15 protein-coding genes are annotated in these 19,511 nt (G+C 66.1%); 4 read left to right on the forward strand and 11 right to left on the reverse strand.

Features of this window, described 5'->3' with window-relative positions:
- Nucleotides 1-6: 6 nt before the first annotated feature.
- The 4 genes from G5C50_RS13335 to G5C50_RS13350 form a co-directional block, all read right to left on the reverse strand.
- The gene (locus G5C50_RS13335; protein ID WP_165070071.1) at nt 7-417 is read right to left on the reverse strand and encodes a DoxX family protein; all 411 of its coding nucleotides are present in this window, start codon (nt 415-417) and stop codon (nt 7-9) included.
- Between the two features lie 32 nt (nt 418-449).
- Nucleotides 450-887: an SRPBCC family protein gene (locus tag G5C50_RS13340; RefSeq protein WP_165070073.1), complete on the reverse strand. Its 438-nt coding sequence runs from the start codon at nt 885-887 to the stop codon at nt 450-452.
- Nucleotides 887-1,207 carry an ArsR/SmtB family transcription factor gene (locus tag G5C50_RS13345; RefSeq protein ID WP_165070076.1) on the reverse strand — a complete coding sequence of 107 codons (321 nt, stop codon included), beginning with the start codon at nt 1,205-1,207 and terminating at the stop codon, nt 887-889. Before G5C50_RS13345 ends, G5C50_RS13340 begins: the two co-directional genes overlap by 1 nt.
- Nucleotides 1,208-1,366: 159 nt before the next feature.
- The gene (locus G5C50_RS13350) at nt 1,367-1,873 is read right to left on the reverse strand and encodes a hypothetical protein (protein WP_165070079.1); all 507 of its coding nucleotides are present in this window, start codon (nt 1,871-1,873) and stop codon (nt 1,367-1,369) included.
- 387 nt (nt 1,874-2,260) lie between these two features.
- Between G5C50_RS13350 and G5C50_RS13355 the strand changes: the two genes are divergently transcribed.
- Nucleotides 2,261-3,136: a hypothetical protein gene (locus tag G5C50_RS13355; protein ID WP_165070082.1), complete on the forward strand. Its 876-nt coding sequence runs from the start codon at nt 2,261-2,263 to the stop codon at nt 3,134-3,136.
- Between the two features lie 30 nt (nt 3,137-3,166).
- Here the strand turns inward: G5C50_RS13355 and G5C50_RS13360 are convergent, their stop codons facing one another.
- From G5C50_RS13360 to G5C50_RS13370, 3 genes are all read right to left on the reverse strand, one after another.
- Complete coding sequence (locus G5C50_RS13360) at nt 3,167-3,982, reverse strand: hypothetical protein (protein WP_206107686.1); 816 nt, start codon at nt 3,980-3,982, stop codon at nt 3,167-3,169.
- A 912-nt stretch (nt 3,983-4,894) separates the two neighbouring features.
- Entirely contained in the window at nt 4,895-5,785 is an 891-nt protein-coding gene (locus G5C50_RS13365; protein WP_165070084.1) for a hypothetical protein, read from the reverse strand.
- 22 nt (nt 5,786-5,807) lie between these two features.
- Nucleotides 5,808-9,275, reverse strand: coding sequence for a response regulator (locus G5C50_RS13370; RefSeq protein ID WP_407673544.1), 3,468 nt, complete (start codon nt 9,273-9,275; stop codon nt 5,808-5,810).
- A gap of 184 nt (nt 9,276-9,459) precedes the next feature.
- Between G5C50_RS13370 and G5C50_RS13375 the strand changes: the two genes are divergently transcribed.
- Nucleotides 9,460-11,334, forward strand: coding sequence for a CocE/NonD family hydrolase (locus G5C50_RS13375; protein ID WP_165070090.1), 1,875 nt, complete (start codon nt 9,460-9,462; stop codon nt 11,332-11,334).
- 22 nt (nt 11,335-11,356) lie between these two features.
- Here G5C50_RS13375 and G5C50_RS13380 read toward each other — a convergent pair whose 3' ends face one another.
- From G5C50_RS13380 to G5C50_RS13390, 3 genes are read right to left on the reverse strand one after another with little or no spacing between them, the layout of a single operon-like run.
- Nucleotides 11,357-12,301 carry a leucine-rich repeat domain-containing protein gene (locus G5C50_RS13380; protein WP_165070092.1) on the reverse strand — a complete coding sequence of 315 codons (945 nt, stop codon included), beginning with the start codon at nt 12,299-12,301 and terminating at the stop codon, nt 11,357-11,359.
- A 23-nt stretch (nt 12,302-12,324) separates the two neighbouring features.
- Nucleotides 12,325-13,296 (reverse strand): leucine-rich repeat domain-containing protein, encoded by a 972-nt coding sequence (locus G5C50_RS13385; protein WP_165070095.1) that lies wholly within the window; start codon nt 13,294-13,296, stop codon nt 12,325-12,327.
- A 20-nt stretch (nt 13,297-13,316) separates the two neighbouring features.
- Nucleotides 13,317-14,282, reverse strand: a complete 966-nt coding sequence (locus G5C50_RS13390; protein ID WP_165070098.1) for a leucine-rich repeat domain-containing protein — start codon at nt 14,280-14,282, stop codon at nt 13,317-13,319.
- 164 nt (nt 14,283-14,446) lie between these two features.
- On the opposite strand from G5C50_RS13390, the gene G5C50_RS13395 reads away from it, so the two are divergent.
- Nucleotides 14,447-15,208, forward strand: coding sequence for a methyltransferase family protein (locus tag G5C50_RS13395; RefSeq protein ID WP_206107687.1), 762 nt, complete (start codon nt 14,447-14,449; stop codon nt 15,206-15,208).
- 116 nt (nt 15,209-15,324) lie between these two features.
- Nucleotides 15,325-17,943 (forward strand): glycosyl hydrolase family 5, encoded by a 2,619-nt coding sequence (locus G5C50_RS13400; protein ID WP_165070101.1) that lies wholly within the window; start codon nt 15,325-15,327, stop codon nt 17,941-17,943.
- A gap of 22 nt (nt 17,944-17,965) precedes the next feature.
- Here the strand turns inward: G5C50_RS13400 and G5C50_RS13405 are convergent, their stop codons facing one another.
- Complete coding sequence (locus G5C50_RS13405) at nt 17,966-19,438, reverse strand: hypothetical protein (RefSeq protein WP_165070103.1); 1,473 nt, start codon at nt 19,436-19,438, stop codon at nt 17,966-17,968.
- Between the last annotated feature and the right edge of the window lie 73 nt (nt 19,439-19,511).

Consider the following 19,511-nt stretch of genomic DNA (forward strand, 5'->3'; position numbering starts at 1 on the left):
CGGCGCTCAGGCGGCAGCCTCCAGGATCGTCGCCGGCGTGGTCGAGACGATCGACAGCCTGCGGCTCGCCGGCCGGAGAGCCCACGAGGCGGCGACGATCCCCAGGATGACGAGCGGCGTGATCACCTTGGCCGTCGGATGGCCGACCGCGGCGTGGGACGCGGCCGCGCTGGTCATGTTGAAGGCCATCCCGGCGTAGGCCCATTCCTTCAACAGCGGACAGCGAGGAGCGAGCACGACCAGCGCCCCCAGGATCTTCCAGACGCCCAGGATCGTGGCGAAGTAGGCGGGGTAGCCCAGTTCGGTGATCCCCAGCACCGCGGGCGCGGCGCCGATGGACTGCATCACGCCTCCCGACAGGAAGACGAAGGCGGTGAGGACCGTGGCGACCCAGTAAGCGATCCCTCGCGGATTCATGAGAACCTCCTGATTCTTGGAAATATTGCGGCTCAGCCCAACTCGGCCGCGACGCGTTCGAGGCCGTCGACGAACTTCGGCCAGCCGTAGCCCGCGCCCTTGTAGAAGCCGTCGTCCTCGGCGCGGAAGCCTGCGTGTTCCATCCTCACGAGGGTGCCGCCCACGGCGGGCTCCAGCGTCCAGGTGACGACGGTGTCCAGGCCGTCGGCGGCCTCCTCGCCCGAGGACCGCCAGCGGTAGGAGAGCTTTTTCAGAGGCTCGACGGTCAGCACCTCGCAGTCCGTCACGCCGTTCCACTGGGGACGCGGCTCGGCTCGGAAGTTGAAGCGATGGCCCGGGACCGGCTGGAAGTCGTTCGCCATGAGCCAACGCTCGATGAGAGGGCCCTCGGTGAGCGCCCGCCAGACCTTCTCGGGCGGATGCGACATCACCCGCTCCACGACGATCGAACGCGAGGCGGCTTCGGGCATCAGTCCATCTCCTCCAGGAGTTGTTCCAGCTTGTCGAACCGGTCGAGCCAGAACTTGCCGTAGACCTTCATCCAGTTGGCCAGCGGCGCCAGACCGTTCGGGTCGGCGCTGTAGTGGGTCTGACGCCCCTCGGGACGGTCGCGAACCAGCCCCGCCGCCTTCAAGACCCCCAGGTGCTTCGACACCGCCGGCTGCGAGATCCCGGCGTAGTCCGTCAGCGCGCGCACCGTCTGCTCCCCCTCGCCGGCCAGCCTCTCGAAGATGGCTCGCCGCGTCGGATCGCCAAGCGCCCTGAAGACCTCGTCCGGTGCCGCAGGCATGGCGGAATCATAGCCCGATGGTTATGAATTCGTCAAGGCGCAGGAGTAGGCTTGAGTAGAATTGGGTCGAGGAAGCGACGTGGAGCCGGTCATCGGCTCGTTGGCGGGGAGGGTGTTTCGGACCGCGCCGAGGAGGGCGCGGTCCGAGGCTGTTGCGGTTCAGTCGATGGCGGCGGGCTTGCGGGTCTTGGGCTCGGCCTTCTTGGATTCGGGCTCGGCCTTTTCCTCGGCTTGGGCTTCGGGTTCGGCCTTGCGTGCGGACTTGCGGCGCTCGGCGGCGGCTTTTCGGGCTTCGACGAGGGCTTTCTTCTGGGGGGCGGTCAGGATGTTCTCGCTCTCGACGAGCTGGCGGTCGCGGAGGGCGTCGGCCTTTTTCTCCAGGTCCTGGATCTGGGGCTGGTACTTGGCGGCGACGGCGTAGATGGCTTCCTTCTGCTCGTCGGAGAGGCCCAGGCCGCCGAAATACGCCGGGACGCGATGGGTGGCGTCGGGGGGGCCGGGACGGGCTTCCTCATCGGACTTCGCGGTCTTTCCCGCGGATTTCTTGGCCTTGGTGCTCTTGGGCGCTTCCTGCGCGCCGATGGTGGGGGCCAGGGAGGCCAGCGTGAAGGTCATCAGCACCGCGCCGGCCGCGGCGGCCGTCGACTTCCGGATCAGATTCGACATGGGGGCGACCTCTCGGGAGCGGAACAGGAAGGAATGGTTCGGCAGGACCGAATCGTCCATTAAGCCTAGTATTGAAAAGTTCGCGTCGCAATGGGCGGCCGCGCATTCTTGATTGAATGCGGACGGGAAGTGGGCGGAGGGCATGGGATTCGCAATGGTCCAGGAGGGAAACCCTGGGGGTCGGCGTAAGATCCGGGGCCTTGACGACGAAGACCCCTCGGGCCCGGATCCGGGTCGGGGCGAGGTCGTTCCGGCGGCTGATCCAGGGCAGAGGCTGTGTCTTTACCCTGACGCGGCCGGGCGTTACGATCTTCGGTCGGTCTCCGCCGGGGGCCCGGCGCGGCCGGACCGGCGTCCCGCGATCTTGCCGCATGGAGAGTCCACGTCATGTCAACAGACGCGAAGAATCCCGAGTCCCCAGTCTCGACGAAGCCGCGAAGCAGCGGTGAGAAGGGGATCAAGATTTTCATGTGGCCCAAGGTCATCTACATTTTCCCGTCGGCCATCGTCGCCCTGTTTTGCGCCCTCGGGATGTACATGCTGCGGGAGAAGCTCTACGACCCCAGCGAACCCCACGAGCACGGCGTCGTCCAGAAGGCGGTCGCCGACCCCAACGCTCCTGCGACCACCACGACCACGACCACCACAGCGCCCGGCACTCCAGCCCCGATCACTCACCGGGAGCGGTTCAACACTCCCCAGAACTTGCTGGGGGTTCTCTTTCTGACGGTCCTGGCGTTCAACCTGGTCGTCATGGGGCTGGACTTCCCGAGGTTCGAGTTGATCGGGATCATCCTGGCGATCCTCTTCGGGACGTTCTTCATCTTGTGGCTGGGGGCGTTCTTCGACCTCGACCTGCTGAGGCCGATCAATGCGATGCTGGCGGAGATCTACGTGTTCGCCAACGCCGGGTTCTACCTGATGTACGCGCTGGTGGTTCTAACCGTGCTGGTGATCGTCTACATCACTCGATGGCTGGACTACTGGGAGGTTCTGCCGAACGAGATCCTGCACCACCACGGGCCCCTCTCCGACCTGGAGCGGTTCCCGACGATGAACCTGAAGTTCGACAAGGAGATCCCCGACGTCCTGGAGTTCATGATGCTGGGCGCGGGGCGGCTGGTGCTGCGGGTCCCGAACGTCGACAAGGCGCTGATCCTCGACAACGTGCTGTTCATCAACTCGAAGGAAGAGGCTCTCAAGAGGCTGATGAGCCGGCTGGACGTTCGGATCACGACCGACAAGGACGAGCCGATCCTCTGACGGCGGAAACCTGGTCCCCCGGCCCGAGGTTCAATCGGGTCGGGGGGCGAGCGCCGGCGACGTTCCAACATGAGGTTTGTGGATCGGCTCGGCGGCGCCCTCCAGCAGTTCGCGGAGGATCGGGCCGTTGAGCGCTTCCTCGATGTCCACCAGCCGACGCGCGACGAACGCGCCGTCGAGGACTCGATGGTCGTAGATCAGCTTGACCATCACCTTGCCGGCCACAGGGTCGATCGGGCCGTAGGTCAGGGTGGTCGTCAGGGGGGAGATCGGGTGGATCTGCTCCGCCCCGAGCGCTCCGTAGGTGCTCAGGCCGAACGTGCCGAACCGTTTGCACCGCTTGAAGCCTGAGATGTTCAGCGTGCTCCACCACAGGAACCGGCGCACCGGCCTGGGGACGCGGCTGAACCGCAGGGCCTGTCGGAAGAAGCCCACCTCTTCCAGGGGCTTGTTCTTGTAGAACAGCAACGCCTCCTGGAGCTGGGCGATGGTCTGCCGCTCGGGCGCCCGGAAGAGGCCGACGAAGACGCCCTCCTCCCCCATGTACTGGCGTTCGACGGCCAGCGCGCAGTTCATCCAGGGGTGTTCGTAGATCCGCGGCCAGGGGAACTCCAGATAGGAGCGCCTCAGGGGCGAGTGCTCAGCACCGACCAGCGCGTACGCCTTCATGAAGAGGCACGACCACGACGGGCGCAGCGGGTGCCGGACCCTCGGCCCGGCCAGCGCTGAGACGTCGAACGCCCGGCTCACCGGTGCTGAGGGGATCTTGTGGGCGAAGTGGACCAGGTCGCCGATAAACCCTCGCGGGCCGGTCGGCGAAAGGTATCGTCCCTTCGGCTCGTGCATCCATGCACCTCGCTCAAGACGACGAAAGTGAGGCAGACTGCTGACGGGAGGACCCCAGGCGATCGGTTTAAGGTCGCCCGGTCCCCCGGCGGCGTCGTTGCCGACGACCGCGTTTGAGGTCCGGAGGCTACACCAAACGCCCCTGCCTGGGAAGGCGAACGCCCCGAATCGGCGTCCGCCCGCGGCACGACCCGCGATCGCCCCAGTCCGACTAATCCTTAACATCGTCACAAGAGGCCATCGCCTCCAGCTTCTTCTGCCAGGCCCTGGGTCCGATTGGCTTTGATCGTCGAGCCGTGAGGGAGATTGCACAGGTCGCAAAGCGATTAGCATAAGTTGGTTGCGTCGAAAACTTAGGGCCCGAAGATTGGCTTTGTTCGTCCCGTTCTCGATGTCCGAACGCCGAACTCCCGTGGCAATTTGGCGAACCTGGGTGCCATGGTTACGCTTGCATGATCGTGTGAGAAGCGAAGGTCGCACGCTGATTTCAAATGCGTGGCTTGATACTTGCGTGCTTGCGGCCGGCTGCTGCACCGCTGAACTCCAAGATGATCTCGGGCCGATTCCGACCGTGTTGATCGAGCCATCACATGATTCCGTCCAACCATTAGCGCACCTCGGTTGGCGCTAACTTCGAGATCATCTCGACCCGAGTCGAGTGGAAGACCCCCGCTCTCCCTAAGTCACCATGGTTCATGTACGCTATTTTTGTTCGCGATTGGATGCCAGATAAGGCGGGGTAGGCGCGTTGTAACCCTTAAAGTCCGTCGTGGGGGCTTGTCGATCAGGCCGACCGATCCCCGTTTGGCTGCAGAGCGACGAATGCCACGCCTCCGATCGAAAGGGCTAAATCAGAGTAAACCGCTGCAAGGCTCGACAGGCCCAGTGAGGTATGGCGGACGATCCGGTCGGTCATGGCCGCTTCTTGGCTTCGAGAATCCGCTGCATGTCGGCGAGCATCTCCTCGGTCGGAGCGACTCGGCCCGACTTCATGTCTTCGAGCGAATCTTTCAGAGCATCAATCCGCTCGGCACTTTCGGCTGCTTCGGCGAGTCTCCGATGCGCAGGATCGGGCATCGTGAGACTCCTTGCCTTCGATTTGCTCTCGAGCTCAGCCTCTCGAGGCCTTGCCGGAATCTCCATGACCAGCAGCAGTCGATCTCCCTGGACTTCGTCGACTCCGAAGCGATCGAGGAGGGAGATGGGCCGGCGGGCACAGGCGGTGGCGATCCTGCGGATTTCGTCGTCGGCCAGGCGGATGGAAGGGGCATGGCGAGGGAGGATGAAGGGGTGGGCCTCGGCGGGGAGATCGGCTCCGATCCGGCTGGCGACGGCCTGGGCGATCCGCTGTTTCTCCGCCGTGAATGTGCCGTCGGGATAGGGTTGCGTGTCGGCGAACAGCTTTCGCGCGCAGAGGTAGACGAACGGATTCATCGTCGTCGCCCAGACGATCAGTTTTCGGCCGTTGGCGTCCTCCCACTGTTGGGCGTCACGGATGGACTGCTGGATGAGGCGGACGACCTTGCCGGTCCCCTTCACGTCCGGCCGGGGGGCGCAGACGCCCAGGTAGAGGACCGGGAGTTCCCGGCCGTCGATCTCGAGCGACTCGTAGTTGACCAGGAAGAAGCCCTGCAAGTCGCCCCGCCGGTCTTGCGAGAGGTAAAGGGTGCCGAGCCGGTCGATCTCCCCGTCCAGGCGGGCGTCGTCGTGGGTGAAGCTCCCCGAGGCGACATCGTGGATCTGGCGCCGCAGATGGGCGTCGTTGCGGAAGGAGCCGTCGCGAAGGACCTCGATCTGGGACATCGCCGTGATCCTCCGTCCGGGATTACCTCGGCATCCAGACGCGGACCAGGGAGAGGAGCTTCTCAACGTCGAGGGGCTTGGCCATGTAGTCGTTGGCTCCGGCGGAGATGCATTTCTCCTGATCGTCGGGCATGGCCTTGGCGGTCAGCATGATGATGGGGAGATATTTCCACTCGTTCCGCTTGCGGATCTCGCGGACGGCGGTGAGGCCGTCCATCTCCGGCATCATGACGTCCATGAGGACCAGGTCGATCCGGAGCGCGGGATCGGCCCCGGACGTTTCCAGGGCTTCCAGCGACTCGCGGCCGTTGCGGGCGATCTGCACGATCGAGCCCCGGCGCTCCAGGACGCTGGTGAGCGCGAAGACGTTGCGGACGTCGTCCTCCACGATCAGGACTCGCTTGCCCTCGAGCGCGGCGTCGCGGCTCTGGGCCCGTTCGAGCATCCGCTGCTGTTCCGGAGGAAGGTCGGCCACGACCTGGTGGAGGAAGAGCGTCACCTCGTCCAGCAGCCGTTCGGGGGACTTGGCGCCCTTGATGATGATCGACTTCGAATAGCGACGGAGCGTCTGTTCCTGCTCGGCCGTCAACTCGCGCCCGGTGTAGACGATGACCGGCGGGAACGAGTAGGCGTCCTCACGGCTCAGCGTCTCCAGCAGCGAGTATCCCGAGGCGTCCGGCAACGAGAGGTCCAGGACCATGCAGTCGAACGTCTCCTCCTTGAGCCGGGCGAGGCATTCCGCAGCGCTCCGGACGCCGACGGTCTCGACGTCGTGGGTGCCCAGGAGTTTGCGGACGCTGTCGAGCTGAACGGCGTCGTCCTCGACCACGAGCACCCGGCGCATTCGACGAGAGAACCGCCTCTCCAGGCCGCCGAGGGCCTGGATCAACTCATCCCGCTTGACCGGCTTGAGCATGTAGCCGACCGCGCCCAACGAGAGCGCCGTCTGTGCGTAGTCGCCGCCGGAGACGACGTGGACGGGGATGTGCCTTGTGCGGGCGTCGTGCTTGAGGCGGTCGAGCACGGTGAGCCCCGACTGGTCGGGAAGGCCGACGTCGAGCACGATGGCGCTGGGGAGATACTGAACGGCCACCGCCACCGCTTCCTCGGCCGTCGCCGCGACCAGGCACTGGAAGTCCAGCTCCCGGGCCAGGTCGTAGAGGATTCTCGCGAAGGCCTCGTCGTCCTCGACCACCAGGATGACGCGGCCGTTGCCATTGAGGCGCTCTCGGTCGTCGTCGATTCGCCTTGGAGCGATGGGCGACGATGGAGCAGCCTCGACCGGGCGTCGGGGCTGATCGACGGAGGCGTCGGGGACTGCGTCGCTCAGTACGGCGCGGGGCGGCGCCTTGTCGATCATCCGGGGCGCGACGAAGCTCGGGTCGTAGGTCGCCGGGATCGTCACCGTGAACGAACTGCCGCGGCCCGGCTGGCTGTCCAGCTTGATCGATCCGCCGAGAAGCCTCGCCAACTCGCGTGAAATGGAGAGCCCCAGGCCGGTGCCGCCGTACTTTCGGTTGGTCGTGCCGTCGGCCTGGTGGAAGGCCTCGAAGATCACCTCTTGCTGATCGGCGGCGATGCCGATTCCGGTGTCCTCGACCGTGAAGCCGATCCGACCCTTGGCGTCGGTCGCAACCACAAGCTTGACCTCGCCGCGCTCGGTAAACTTGAACGCATTCGAGAGAAGGTTTTTGAGCACCTGTTCAAAACGTTGCCTGTCGGTCTGGATCTCCTCAGGGCAGTCGGGGGCGATCTTCGTCGAGAAGGTGATTCCCTTCTCGTCCGCCACTGGGCCGAAGGTACGCGACAGACCTCCAAGAAGGTCGGCGATCGCGACGGGCTCGGGCCGGACGTCCATGCGGCCGGCCTCGATCTTGGAGAGGTCGAGGATGTCGTTGATGAGATTCAGCAGGTCGTTGCCGGCCGACTGGATGGTCCGAGCGTACTGCACTTCCTCATCGCTCAGACGTCCGCCCGGGTTGTCGGAGAGGAGCTTGGCGAGGATGAGCGACGAGTTGAGCGGGGTCCGAAGCTCGTGCGACATGTTGGCCAGGAAGTCGGACTTGTAGCGGCTCGCCTGTTCGAGTTCGCGAGTCCGGAGTTCCAGCGACCCCCGCGCCCGGGCGAGACCGTCGCGCTGGTCTTCGAGCGTCCGCGTCTGCTCCTCAAGCTGCACGTTGACCTGTTCAAGCTCCGCCTGTTGCAGTTCGAGCTGGGACTGCGATTCTTTGAGGGCGCGGCTCTGCTCGTCAAGCTCCTCGTTCGAGACCCGCAGCTCTTCCGCCTGAGCTTGAAGCTCCTCCGCCTGGCGCTGGGTTTCTTCCAGCAGGTTTTGAAGGTGCAATCGGTAGTCGGCCGCCCTCAGGGCTCGGGCGATGAAATCCGAGTTTGTGGAGAGGAGCTCGCTCGACAGCGGCCCCATCGTGTGGAGGTTGCCGAGCTCGATCAGGCCGGCCACGCCGCTTTCGGATTTCACGGGTGAGATGACGAGATGCCCCGGCTTCGATCGGCCGAGTCCGGTTCCGATCGTCAGATAGCCTTCGGGGACGTTGTCGAGAACGAAGGCCCGGTCGTCCCTGGCCGCCTGCCATAGCAGACCGTCGCCCGCCTCGACGCGCTCGGGGACGGCGCCGTCGGTCGGCACGCCGTACGCGGCGATCCGATTGAAGCCGTTTCCAGCCCGGGCGAAGAACGCGCCAGCCTGCGCGCCGAGATATTCGGCGAGGAACTTCAATGCGTTCTCGCCGATCTGGTTGGGCTGCTGGTCGCCGGCCAGGGCGGTACTGAGGCCCACCGTCCCCTTCTGGAGCCACTCCCGGCGGCGCTGGGCCAGTGCGGTTCTGCGGAGGAAGAGCCACAAGGCGGCCGACAAGGCGACGCCCAGCAGGGCGCTGAGGATCCCGCTCCCCACCGCCATCTTGAAGGCGCCGCCGGCTTCTTCCATGCGATCGTTGCGGGCGCGACGCTCGTCTCCCTCGAGCTGACGCATTCCGTTGCGGATGGCGTCCATCGCCTCCTTGCCGTGATCGGTCGCCACGATCTTGCGGGCGGCGTCGAAGCCCTCCGTGCGGCGGACCTGGATGGTCTCGCCAAGCTCGTTCAGCTTCGCCGCAACGCTTTCTTTCAGGGCGGCGATTCGTTCGGTCTTGAAGAGGGAATCGCTCAGGTGCGTCTCAACGTCCTGGAGCGTGGGATCGATCTGCGAGAGGGCGCGATTGTACGGCTCCAGGTAGCGATCGTCTCCCGTGATGACGAACCCGCGCTGGCCGGTCTCGGCGTCCTTTACGAGCGAGAGGAGATCGTTAAGCCTGGTCAGAGCGACGTGCGTCTGCGTGGTCGCCTCAAAGGCGGTCACGATCTTTTGAATGTTCAAATAAGACAGGAGCCCGCCGAGCGCGAAGAAGAGGACGACGGCGATGAATCCCAGGACCAGGGAGACGGGCAGATCGGTCGCCGCGTTTCCGCGGCGGGCGGTCGAATTCGGCATCATGGCTTCCGTATGGGAGGAACCGCGAGGAGCCCGGCGGGAGATCGGGGCCTGATTCGGTCAGTCGGATTGTACTCGGTTCGGAGACCTTCTCGCCGCGCCAGTGCGAGACGGCCGCCTGCTTGCATCGAGACGAGAGCCGGATTCTACTGTGGACCGACCCCGGACGGCTCATGGGAGGAAGAAGATGAATCGGATCACGATCCTCGGTGTGTTGATCTGGATCGGTCTGGCTGGTTCCGCCTCGGCGCAGGCGCCGGTGGGGGCCGCGGGCGCGGTCGCCGTCGAGAAGAACGTGATGGTCCCCATGCGCGACGGCGTCCGGCTCGCCACGGACGTTTATCACCCCGCGAAGGACGGGAAGCCGCTCGACGGCTCGTTCCCCGTCATCCTGACCCGGCTCCCTTACAACAAGGACGGTTCGCAGGGGATCGGGAACTACTTCGCCGCCAACGGGTACGTCCTGGTGGCGCAGGACACGCGAGGTCGGTACAAGTCGGAGGGCGTCTGGCGCATGCTCGTCGACGACGGGCCCGACGGGATCGACTGCGCGAAGTGGATTCTCGGTCAGTCGTGGTCGAACGGCAAGATCGGGATGATCGGCACGTCATACGTCGGCGGCACCCAGCACGCGATGGCGATGCTCGACGCGCCGGGGCTGGCGACGGTCATCCCCGTGGACGCCATGTCGAACATCGGCCGCCACGGCCTGCGGAACGCCGGGGCGTTCGAGATGCGGTTCTGGAACTGGATCTTCCTCAACGCCGGCCGAGGCAGCCGCGCCGGCCACGACCCCGGGACCGAGTCCGTGCTCAAGGAATTGTCATCCCAGCGGTTCGCGTACCTCGCCAACCTCCCCACGCGACGCGGGGCGACGCCGCTGCACCTCGCCACGGAGTATGAGGACTGGCTCGTGTCGGCGATGGAGCACGGCGGGAACACCGCGTTCTGGTCGCAGAACAACATCATCGACGCTCCCGAGCGTTACAAGGACGTCCCCGTCTACCTCGTCGGCGGCTGGTACGATTCGTGGGGGGCGAGCACGACGGGGAACTACCGGGCCCTCAGCCGGACGCTGCACAGCCCGGTCTATCTGATCATGGGCCCCTGGATCCACGGCCGACAGGCGGCGTCCTGGCATGGGCAGGTGAACTTCGGCTCGGACTCGGCGATCGCCGACGAAATGGCCTGGCGGAAGGAGTGGTACGACCACTGGCTGAAGGGCGTCGAGAACAGCATCGGCAAGTCGGCCCCGTTCGCGACCCCCGTCCGGATCTTCGTCATGGGGACCGGCGACGGCGGCAAGGACGACAAGGGCCGCCTCAACCACGGCGGCTCCTGGCGCGACGAACACGAATGGCCCCTGGCCCGGACGCGATACACCGACTACTACCTGCATCGCGACGGCCGGCTCGACACCGACCGTTCCACCGTCCCCTCGGAATCGACCCAATTCCAGTTCGACCCCCGGAACCCGGTCCCGACGATCGGCGGCAACATCTCCTCGGGCGACGACATCCTGCTTCAAGGCGCATGGAACCAGAAGGGGGGCCCGCACGTCTGGAACTTCACCGCGCCGATTCCTCTCTCGGCCCGCAACGACGTGCTGGTCTTCCAGACCGAGCCGCTGGCCGCCGACACGGAAGTCACCGGCGAGATCGAGGTGAAGCTCTTCGCCTCCAGCTCGGCCGTCGACACCGACTTCACGGCCAAGCTGATCGACGTCCATCCGCCGAGCGCCTCGTGGCCGGGGGGCTTCGACCTGAACATCGGCGACGGCATCATCCGCGGCCGGTTCCGCGAGTCCTTGAAGGAAGAGAAGCTCATGGAGCCGGGCAAGCCCTACGAGTTCACCATCAAGCTCTACCCGACCTCCAACGTCTTCAAGAAGGGCCACCGGATCCGCGTCGACGTCTCCAGCTCCAACTTCCCCCGGTTCGACGTGAACCCCAACACCGGCGAGCCCCTCAACCGCCACCGCCTGACGCAGGTCGCCTCGCAGACCATTTTCCACGACGTCGATCATCCCAGCCGGATCATCCTGCCGGTGATCCCGCGTTGACGACCGCGACTCGATGCGAAGTTCATCGACCGATGATCTTGAGCATGGGATTGGCCTGTTTCAGAGCCTTCAGCTCTTCGTCGAGAAGTCCCGAGCCGGAGAGTTGGAGTTGTTTCAGGCGGGGGATCGCGAGCAGGTAGGGAAGCCGTCCAGCCGTCAGCGCGACGCCGTTGATCGAAAGGTCCTCGAGTGAGGTCGCGCCGGCGAGGGCCTTCAGGCCGTCGTCGGTCAGCGGCGCGTCGTCCAGGTGGAGGGTTTTCAAATACGGGAGTGCTTTCAACTGCGCCAGTCCTGGGCCGCGAATCTCGGTCCGGAGGAGGTAAAGCGATTCCAGCTCGGTCAGGTCCTGGATCGACGCCAGTCCGGCGTCGGTGATCGGTGAGCCGTCGAGATAGAGGCTCTGGAGTCGAGGGAGCTTTCCCACATGGACGAGACCGGCGTCGGAGATCGTCGTCCAAGTTTCGGGTTGTCCCCGGGCGGGTTGGGCGCAGCGGATCACGAGTTCCCGCAGGTTGGGCATCTGCTGCAAGGATTGGAGTGCGGGATCTGTGACATTGGTGTTGTCGATCTCCAGACGATGCAACTGACCGCCGGACGAATCCGCGAGATGGTGCAGCATCGAGCCGTCGTACTTCGGGCCTCGGAAGACTGCGTCGCAGTTCTCGACTCGACCAATCCGTCCCAAAAATCCGGGGCGGACGATCGTCACGATCGGCATGCCTCTCAACGACTTGACCTCGGCCTTGAACCGTTTGGCGGCTGCGCTGGGGGCGGACGGGTCGTAGTTGTGGAAGGCGTCGTAAAGGCTCTCCGCCCAGGGGCCGAGCCGAGTGATCGTGGATCGGTCCAGTTGGAGGAACGCGAACAGCATGAGGCCGAGGGCGTTCACCGTCAGCAGCACTTTCAGGCGACGGCTGGAATGCTTCGGCGGTGGCAGGTCGTCGGTTGAAGGGGCGTCGGGGTTCATGGATCGTTGACCGAGGACACGGTTCAGTTCTGGATCTTGAGCGACGGCCTGGCCTTTCGGAGGGCGTCCACTTCCACGTCGAGGAGGCCGCAGCCCTGGAGGCTCAGGTTTGTCAGGCGGGGGAGCTTCAGCAGCAGCGGGAGTTGCTCGGGAGGCAGCGTGACGTCCTGGAGCGTGAGGGACTGAAGGGAAGTCACGCCGGCCAGGGCTTTTAAACCGTCGTCGGTCAGCATGTCGCCGCTGATGTACAGGCTGGACAGGGTGGGATGCGATTGCAGATGCACGAGGCCCGGGCCCTGGATTTCGGTCCTCGTGAGCATGAGTGAAGAAAGGCTGGGCAGATTCTTGACGACCGCCAGGCCTGCGTCGGTGATCGGTACGTTATGCAGGTCCAGACTGTGGAGCTGGGGGAGTTTCGCCAGGTGGGCCAGTCCCGCGTCCGAGATCTTCGGTTGAAGGATCGGCCAGCCACGACCTGGGGGGTAGTAGTAGATCCCCAGGTGACTGAGGTTCGTCATGCCCTCCAGGTGACGGAGGCCGTCGTCCGTAATGCTCGTCTGGTGTAACCAGAGGGCGGAGATTCGGGAGCCGTACGAAGCGGCGAGGCGAGCCAGCGCCGCATCGTCGTACTTCGGGCCTTCGAACCGGGCCTCGTAGGTCTCAGCGCGACCGATGAAGCCGAGCAATCCCGGCCTCACGACCTGAATGGTGACCGAGCCGCCGAGGGCTCGCACCTCCTCTTTGAACCGCTCGGCCGCCGCGCTGGGGGCGTCCGGATCTGGGATGTGGAAGGTGTCGTACAGGCTCTCGGCCCAGGAGCCCAGCCGGCTGACGGTCGTCCGGTCGAGCTGGATGAACTGGGACACCGCGAAGCCCATCGCGAGCAGCGCCAGCAGGGCCTGCAGTCGGCGGCGGGGACGCCTTGGCGGAGGCGACGGCTCGCCGGCCGGGGGGACGTCGGGATTCGCGGGTCGTAGATCGACGTCAGGGTTCATGGTGGTTCCCGCTGTGGCCGTCAGTTCTTGATCTTCAAGGACGGTTTCGCCTTCCGGAGGCCGTCAAGCTCCTCGTCGAGGAGGCCGCAGCCGTGGATGTTGAGTTCCTGGAGGCGAGGGATCGCTTGCAGGAGGGGGAGCTGGTTCGGGGTCAGCCCGACGCCGTCGAGCGAGAGAAACTGGAGTGACGTCGCGCCGGCCAGGGCGTTCAGGCCGTCGTCCGACACCTCGCCGCCGTTCAGGTTCAGGAGGAGCAGACTCGGCAGCGACTTCAACTGCGCCAGGCCCGAGCCGCGCACCTCGGTTTGCATGAGGTAGAGCGACTGCAACTTGGGCAGATCCTTGATCGAGGCCAGGCCGGCGTCCGTGATCGGAGCCTGGCTGAGCCAGATGGTCCAGAGTTGGGGGAGCTTCGCCAGATGGGCCAGGCCGGCGTCGGTGATCTTCGTCTGGGGGGCTGGTCGGCCTCGGCCGAGGCTGTAGTAGTGGATCGTGAGATGACGGAGGTTCGTCATGCGCTCCAGATGCCGGAAGCCGGCGTCCGAGACGTTCGGATTACGCAGGTCGAGGTTGAGCAGCAGAGAGCCGTAGGAGTCCGCGAGCCGCTCCAAGGCCGCGTCGTTGCAAGCTGGGCCTTCCATGACGGCCCCGTAGGTTTCCTCGCGACCGAAGACGCCGAGGAAGCCGGGCTTCAGCACCTGCACGTATCCCTTGCCCCCAACGGCTTGCACTGCCTCCTTGAAGCGTTTCGCGGCCGAGCTGGGGGCGGAGAGGTCATGGTTGTTGAAGACGTCGTAGACGTTCTCCGCCCAGGGGCCCAGCAGCGAGACCGTCGACCGATCCAACTGGATGAACAGCGACACGGCGAAACCCACCGCGAGCAGGGCCAGCAGCGCGCGGAGTCGGTGGTTGGGACGCGTCGGCGGCGGGGCGGGATCGCCGCTCGGCGAGGCTTCGACGTTCGCGGGGGGATCGAACTCGGCCATGGAAACGGAGCCCTCCTGTGACAGACGTCGCAGATTCTTCTATCTGAGACGGCCGCGGCTCGTCAAGGGATCGCGACGCGTCGGAGATGGGAAGCCTCCCCGGGCGCCGATATGATCTTCGGGCGATGCGACGGACGCGAGAGGATCGGAGCCACGGAGGAAACATGAGGGGCGACGAATCGGTGGGGATTGCAGCGACGACTTCATCGCCCAGGCCGATGCCGGCGTGGGCGGACGCGGTCCGGCGCGCTTCGAACTACCTGATGGCCGATATCGGCGGCGGGCCGAGGCCGTGGAAACTGGCCTGGGTGATCGACTTTCAGAAGGCCGGGACGTTCCCGTTCCTGGGGCTCCTGATCGCCTGGTACGGGAACACCAGCGCCGCCGCCTGGATCTACCTGGCGATGCACGGCGGCTACGGCATGGTCTGGCTTATCAAGGACCTGGCCTTCTCCGACCCCGCCTGGCAGCGCCGGGCGACGATCCTGGGAGGGCTCAACGTCTTCTTCGGCGTGCTGGTCTGGTACTGGTCGTTCGGCTGGCTGTTGATCTCGGGGACCTCGCGGCCGACGTATCCATTGCCGGACTACGCCTGGTTCTGCTTCTGCATCAGCCTCTGCCTGGTGGGCACGGCGATCATGATCGCGGCCGACGCCCAGAAGTATTTCACGCTGCGCCTGCGCCCGGGGCTCATCACCGACGGCATGTACCGCTACATCCGCCACCCGAACTACCTGGGCGAGATGATGATCTACGGCTCGTTCGCGCTGATGGTCTGGCACTGGCTGCCGTTCGTGGTGCTGGCGGTGATCTGGGGCGGGGTGTTCGCGGTGAACATGATCGCCAAGGAAGCGAGCCTGTCGCGGCATCCCGGCTGGGCGGAGTATCGTCGCCAATCCTGGTGGCTTCTGCCTCTTCTTCTATAGCGGTCTGACGACTGGGTTTGCTTTCAATGGCAGCGCGGGCCGGGTACGATGCCTAAAGGCGAGGGCCGCCGATGGTCGGGCCTTTCGCTCGGGCGCGTACCGATGGAGTCCCCGCGATGAAGCCTCGTTCCTCCCCCGCGGCTGCAGTCGTCCTCTGCCTGCTCTGGTCGCTTTCTTGCACGACGGCCGCGCCGGCGGCGAACGCGATCGAGGGGAAGGATTGGACCTGGCGCATCCAGGCCGACGGTACGGTCCGGGTTTCTTGCAAGGGGACGCCCGTGCTGGAATCCGGCCACATCGCCTGGGGCAAGGCCTGGGCGTGGGCCGGCGTCTCCGCCGAGTATCACGCCGAGGGCGAGGGGAACGGAACCTTCAAGGGGGGCGTCTCCGACCTGGGGACGGAGATGACCGGCCAGTATCGGTCGCCTCGACCGAACGTGCTGACGATGGATCTGCGGATGGCGTCGGCTCGATCGATTGCGGAGGCGATCGGCGCGGGCCAGAACTGGACCTTGAGGCTGGACTCACCGGTTTTCGGCGGCCGAGCCGCCATGCCGGAACTCGCGGCCGGCGGTCAGGGTTGGACCTGGCGCCCCGCGCCGGGGATGGAGATTCGACTGACCGTCGAACCGGGCGCGGCGAAGGTTTATTACGAGAACGGGGTTCGCATCTTCTTCCTGGCCGATCGGGTCGACCGGGGCGAGAAGCGATTCCGGCTGACGCTGACCTTGCCCGAAGGGGCGACCCGCGAGTCCTCGCCCGAGGAGCGATACGATCCGGAGGCGAAGGCGCGATGGTTCGCCGGCGCGCTCGACTGGAACGCCTCGCCGGTGGATCTGCGGTTTCTCAACGCCGGCGATCGACCGGCCGGCGGTCGCGGCCCGGTGCGGGCGTCGGGCGACGCCCTGGTCTTCGGCGACGGTTCGCCGGCGCGGTTCTGGGGAGGCAACCTCGCGGCCTACGCCCTGTTCGCGACGCCTCGAGCCACGGTCCCCGCGCAGGCTCGCCGGATGGCCCAGATGGGCTTCAACCTGATGCGGATCCACCACCATGATTCGTCGTGGGTCTCGCCCAACGTGTTCGGCCGGAAGCCGACGACGACCCGTCGGCTCGATCCCGCCGCCATGGAGAGGCTCGACTGGTGGATCAAGAGCCTGAAGGACGAAGGGATCTACGTCTGGCTCGACCTCCGCGTCGGCCGGCAGATCCCGCCGGGCGACGGGCCGCCGAACGGCGCGGACGAGATCGCCCGGTCCGAGGGCTCGCTGATCGGCTACGACTACCTCAACGACGGCGTCCGCGCCCTGATGCGCGAGTTCCAGGACGCCTATCTGTCCCACGTCAATCCGCACACGGGCCTGGCGTACAAGGACGACCCCGGGGTCGCGGCCGTGCTCGTCACCAACGAGGACGATCTGACCACCCATTTCGCCGGGCTGTTCGGGCCGGGCTCGGGGCGACCTTTTCACGAAGGCCTGCTGACCCGCGAGGCCCGCTCCTTCGCGGCGCGAACCGGTTTGCCTGAAGCGCAGACGCTCGCGGTCGGATCGCCTGGAGCCGACAAGATGCTGCTCGCTGATCTGGAGCACCGGTTCAACGAGGAGATGATCGCCGACCTCCGACGACTGGGCTTCCGATCGCCCGTGGCGACGACCAACACCTGGGGAGACGCCGGGCTCGCCAACCTCGCCGCGCTTGCCGACGGCGACGTGATCGACGTGCACGCCTACGGCGAGGCCGAATGGCTCGGCTCCAATCCCCGGACGGACGCAAGCTTCGCGGCCTGGATCGGGGCCGGCCAGGTGAGCGGCAAGCCGACGACGATCTCCGAGTGGAACGTCCCCTTCCCCGCCGTCGACCGTTTCGCCGCGCCGCTGTACGTTGCGGCCCTTTCAGCCTTCCAGGGCTGGGACGCGCCGATGATCTACAACTACTCGCAGGACCCGTTGCAAACTCCGAGCGGCCCCTCCACCTGGTCGAGCTTCTCCGACCCGGCGCTGGCGGGCGTGATGCCGGCGGCCGCCCTGCTCTTCCGTCGCGGCCAGGTGGCGCCGGCGCGGGGGACGATCCATCTGGCGCTCTCGCCGGAGCATTTCTTCGGCGGCGTCTCGGCAAAGTCCTCGGCGGCGATCCGGACGGCCGTCGAACAGTCTCGGCTGACGATCGGCGTCCCGGAGACGCCCCATCTCCCCTGGCTCAAGCCGAGCCCGGTCCCCGAGGGCGCCACGGTCATTCAAGACCCCGATCGCGATCTGATTCCCGAGGGGCGGATGTCCGTCCGCTCCGATACTGGCGAGTTGACCCGAGACTGGCAACGCGGGGTGCACGTGATCGACGCCCCCAAATGCCAGGCGGCGTCGGGCTGGATCGGCGGCGATCCCATCGTGACGACCGACGCCCGTTTCGAGGTCCTGACGAAGAAGGCCGTCGTGGCCCTCAACAGCGTGGACGACCAACCGCTCTCGCAGTCGAAGTTCATCCTGATCACGACTGTCGCACGGGCCGTCGCCGATCCCGAAAAACGATCGGCGTACATCTCTGAGCCGGTCGTCGCCACGATCACGCTCAAGACGGCGGCGACCGACCTGGAACTGCTCGCCCTGGCCTCCGACGGCCGCATCGCCGGCCGCCTCCAGCCGAAGCACGCCGACGGCGCCGTCCGCATCGAGCTGCCCGCCGCCAGGGGCTCGCACTGGTACGTGCTCAGGGCCCCGGGGGCGAAGCCGGGGCCTTGAGAAGGTGTGGATGCGGGATTAATCACTTCTTCCGAATGACGATCCGATAATCCTGCGACCACATCTTCGGCGAAGTGGGCGCGGCGAGCGTGGCGACGTCGCCGTCGACTTTCCACAAGAACGCTGAGCCGGAGACGGGATCGACGGGGACGGGGGCCTCGTGGACGTCGCCGAGCGAGGCGGGGAGCCGGCCTTCGTGGGCCGCGGCGTACATCCGGACGGCCTCGACGGTCCGCAGCATGGCGACCCTGCGGGGGAGCCGGGCCTCGGCCTGGAGGGCGCCAAGGGCGGAGGCGTGGATCGAGGCGAAGAGGGCGAACGGGCCTTCCTGAGCCGCGCGGGTTTCGCGTTCGTATTCTTCGCGATGCCCCTCGGCCTCGGCGAGCGTGAGGTAGGCCGGCTCGAACAGGCGGTCCCAGAGAATCCGGAAGCCCAGAATCAGGCCGCGAGCCGCCGCCTCGTCGTCGGTCATGGCGGCGATCCGATCGGCCGGTAGCCCCCCGTGGTCGGCAAGGGTCTTGCGGAAAGTCGCCAGGTGCTTCCGCCTGTATTCGCTGAGATTGGCCCCGAGGCTCGATTTGAGGTTCTCTGCGGTCCTGTCCGGGGCGTGATCGCCGGACTTCGCCGCCTCCGCCTTGGCCGAGGCGACCAACTCGGGGAAGAGCTGGCCGGTGAGCTTCCGCATGCGGTCGTACATCGCCGCCAGGCGGAGCGTCCAGCCCTCCGGCGTTTCAGGGAGGTCGTCAGAGACGAGCTCCGGGATCACGTTCGACGCCAGGGCTCGCTCCTGCTCGAAGGCGTCGTACGTGTCCACCAGGGGAGTGGGAAGGGCGGTCAGGCTCCAGTAGAGGTTCGGCGAGTTCGGGGCCGCGATCCAGTCTTCAACGACGGCGAGCGTCTGAGCGGCCATCGCAATCCCGACCAGGGCGTTGATGAGGAACGGTCCTTTCCCGACCTTGCGGGCGAAGGCCATGCCGGTCTCGATCGACCGCGCCGCGTCGTCGAACCGGCCCTCGGCGATATCCAACCGAGCCTTCAGGGTCTGGAGTCGGCTGAGGTCCCTCATGGTGGAGGCGTCGGCGATGCCGATGTTGATGACGTCCGTCCGCTGCTCGGCGATCGGGTAGCCCCAGTCGCACTGTTGCCGCCGCGCGGCGATGGCGAGCAGGTCGAGCCGACGCTGCCACTTCTCGACCATCGCCTTGACCTCGGGGAGCGGCAAGTCTCGCAGGGGCTTCTGATTCCACTCCGCGGTTTTCTGGGACATGTCGCTCCAGTCCTGGTCGTTCACCTCGAAGCGCAGCCGCAGCAGGATCGGAGCCGCGTCCCCAGGGATGAGCCGGGCCGACGAAGGCAGGAGCGGATACTTGAACGAAGGGGCTGAAGCCGCCGCCGGCGAGGCCGTCATTTCGATCGGCTTGGGAGGCGTCGACTGCGCCGGAGCCAGCCCCGGCGCGAGGGACAACAAGACGGTGACGGCGAAACAGGAACGCATGCAAGAACTCCTGGATCAAAAGGCGCGGAACGAACCGGGAGGCTGGGCTTCGACCCAGACCGGGAACGGCGAG

Source organism: Paludisphaera rhizosphaerae, from assembly GCF_011065895.1.
GTDB lineage: Bacteria > Planctomycetota > Planctomycetia > Isosphaerales > Isosphaeraceae > Paludisphaera > Paludisphaera rhizosphaerae.

Excerpts from the sequence above, each read along its gene's own strand:
- G5C50_RS13390 (WP_165070098.1), bottom strand. The coding sequence starts at position 14,282 with ATGGCCGAGTTCGATCCCCCCGCGAACGTCGAAGCCTCGCCGAGCGGC.
- G5C50_RS13405 (WP_165070103.1), bottom strand. The coding sequence starts at position 19,438 with ATGCGTTCCTGTTTCGCCGTCACCGTCTTGTTGTCCCTCGCGCCGGGG.
- G5C50_RS13340 (WP_165070073.1), bottom strand. The coding sequence starts at position 887 with ATGCCCGAAGCCGCCTCGCGTTCGATCGTCGTGGAGCGGGTGATGTCG.
- G5C50_RS13375 (WP_165070090.1), top strand. The coding sequence starts at position 9,460 with ATGAATCGGATCACGATCCTCGGTGTGTTGATCTGGATCGGTCTGGCT.
- G5C50_RS13365 (WP_165070084.1), bottom strand. The coding sequence starts at position 5,785 with ATGTCCCAGATCGAGGTCCTTCGCGACGGCTCCTTCCGCAACGACGCC.
- G5C50_RS13370 (WP_407673544.1), bottom strand. The coding sequence starts at position 9,275 with ATGATGCCGAATTCGACCGCCCGCCGCGGAAACGCGGCGACCGATCTG.
- G5C50_RS13385 (WP_165070095.1), bottom strand. The coding sequence starts at position 13,296 with ATGAACCCTGACGTCGATCTACGACCCGCGAATCCCGACGTCCCCCCG.
- G5C50_RS13355 (WP_165070082.1), top strand. The coding sequence starts at position 2,261 with ATGTCAACAGACGCGAAGAATCCCGAGTCCCCAGTCTCGACGAAGCCG.
- G5C50_RS13360 (WP_206107686.1), bottom strand. The coding sequence starts at position 3,982 with ATGCACGAGCCGAAGGGACGATACCTTTCGCCGACCGGCCCGCGAGGG.
- G5C50_RS13380 (WP_165070092.1), bottom strand. The coding sequence starts at position 12,301 with ATGAACCCCGACGCCCCTTCAACCGACGACCTGCCACCGCCGAAGCAT.
- G5C50_RS13400 (WP_165070101.1), top strand. The coding sequence starts at position 15,325 with ATGAAGCCTCGTTCCTCCCCCGCGGCTGCAGTCGTCCTCTGCCTGCTC.
- G5C50_RS13350 (WP_165070079.1), bottom strand. The coding sequence starts at position 1,873 with ATGTCGAATCTGATCCGGAAGTCGACGGCCGCCGCGGCCGGCGCGGTG.
- G5C50_RS13395 (WP_206107687.1), top strand. The coding sequence starts at position 14,447 with ATGAGGGGCGACGAATCGGTGGGGATTGCAGCGACGACTTCATCGCCC.
- G5C50_RS13335 (WP_165070071.1), bottom strand. The coding sequence starts at position 417 with ATGAATCCGCGAGGGATCGCTTACTGGGTCGCCACGGTCCTCACCGCC.
- G5C50_RS13345 (WP_165070076.1), bottom strand. The coding sequence starts at position 1,207 with ATGCCTGCGGCACCGGACGAGGTCTTCAGGGCGCTTGGCGATCCGACG.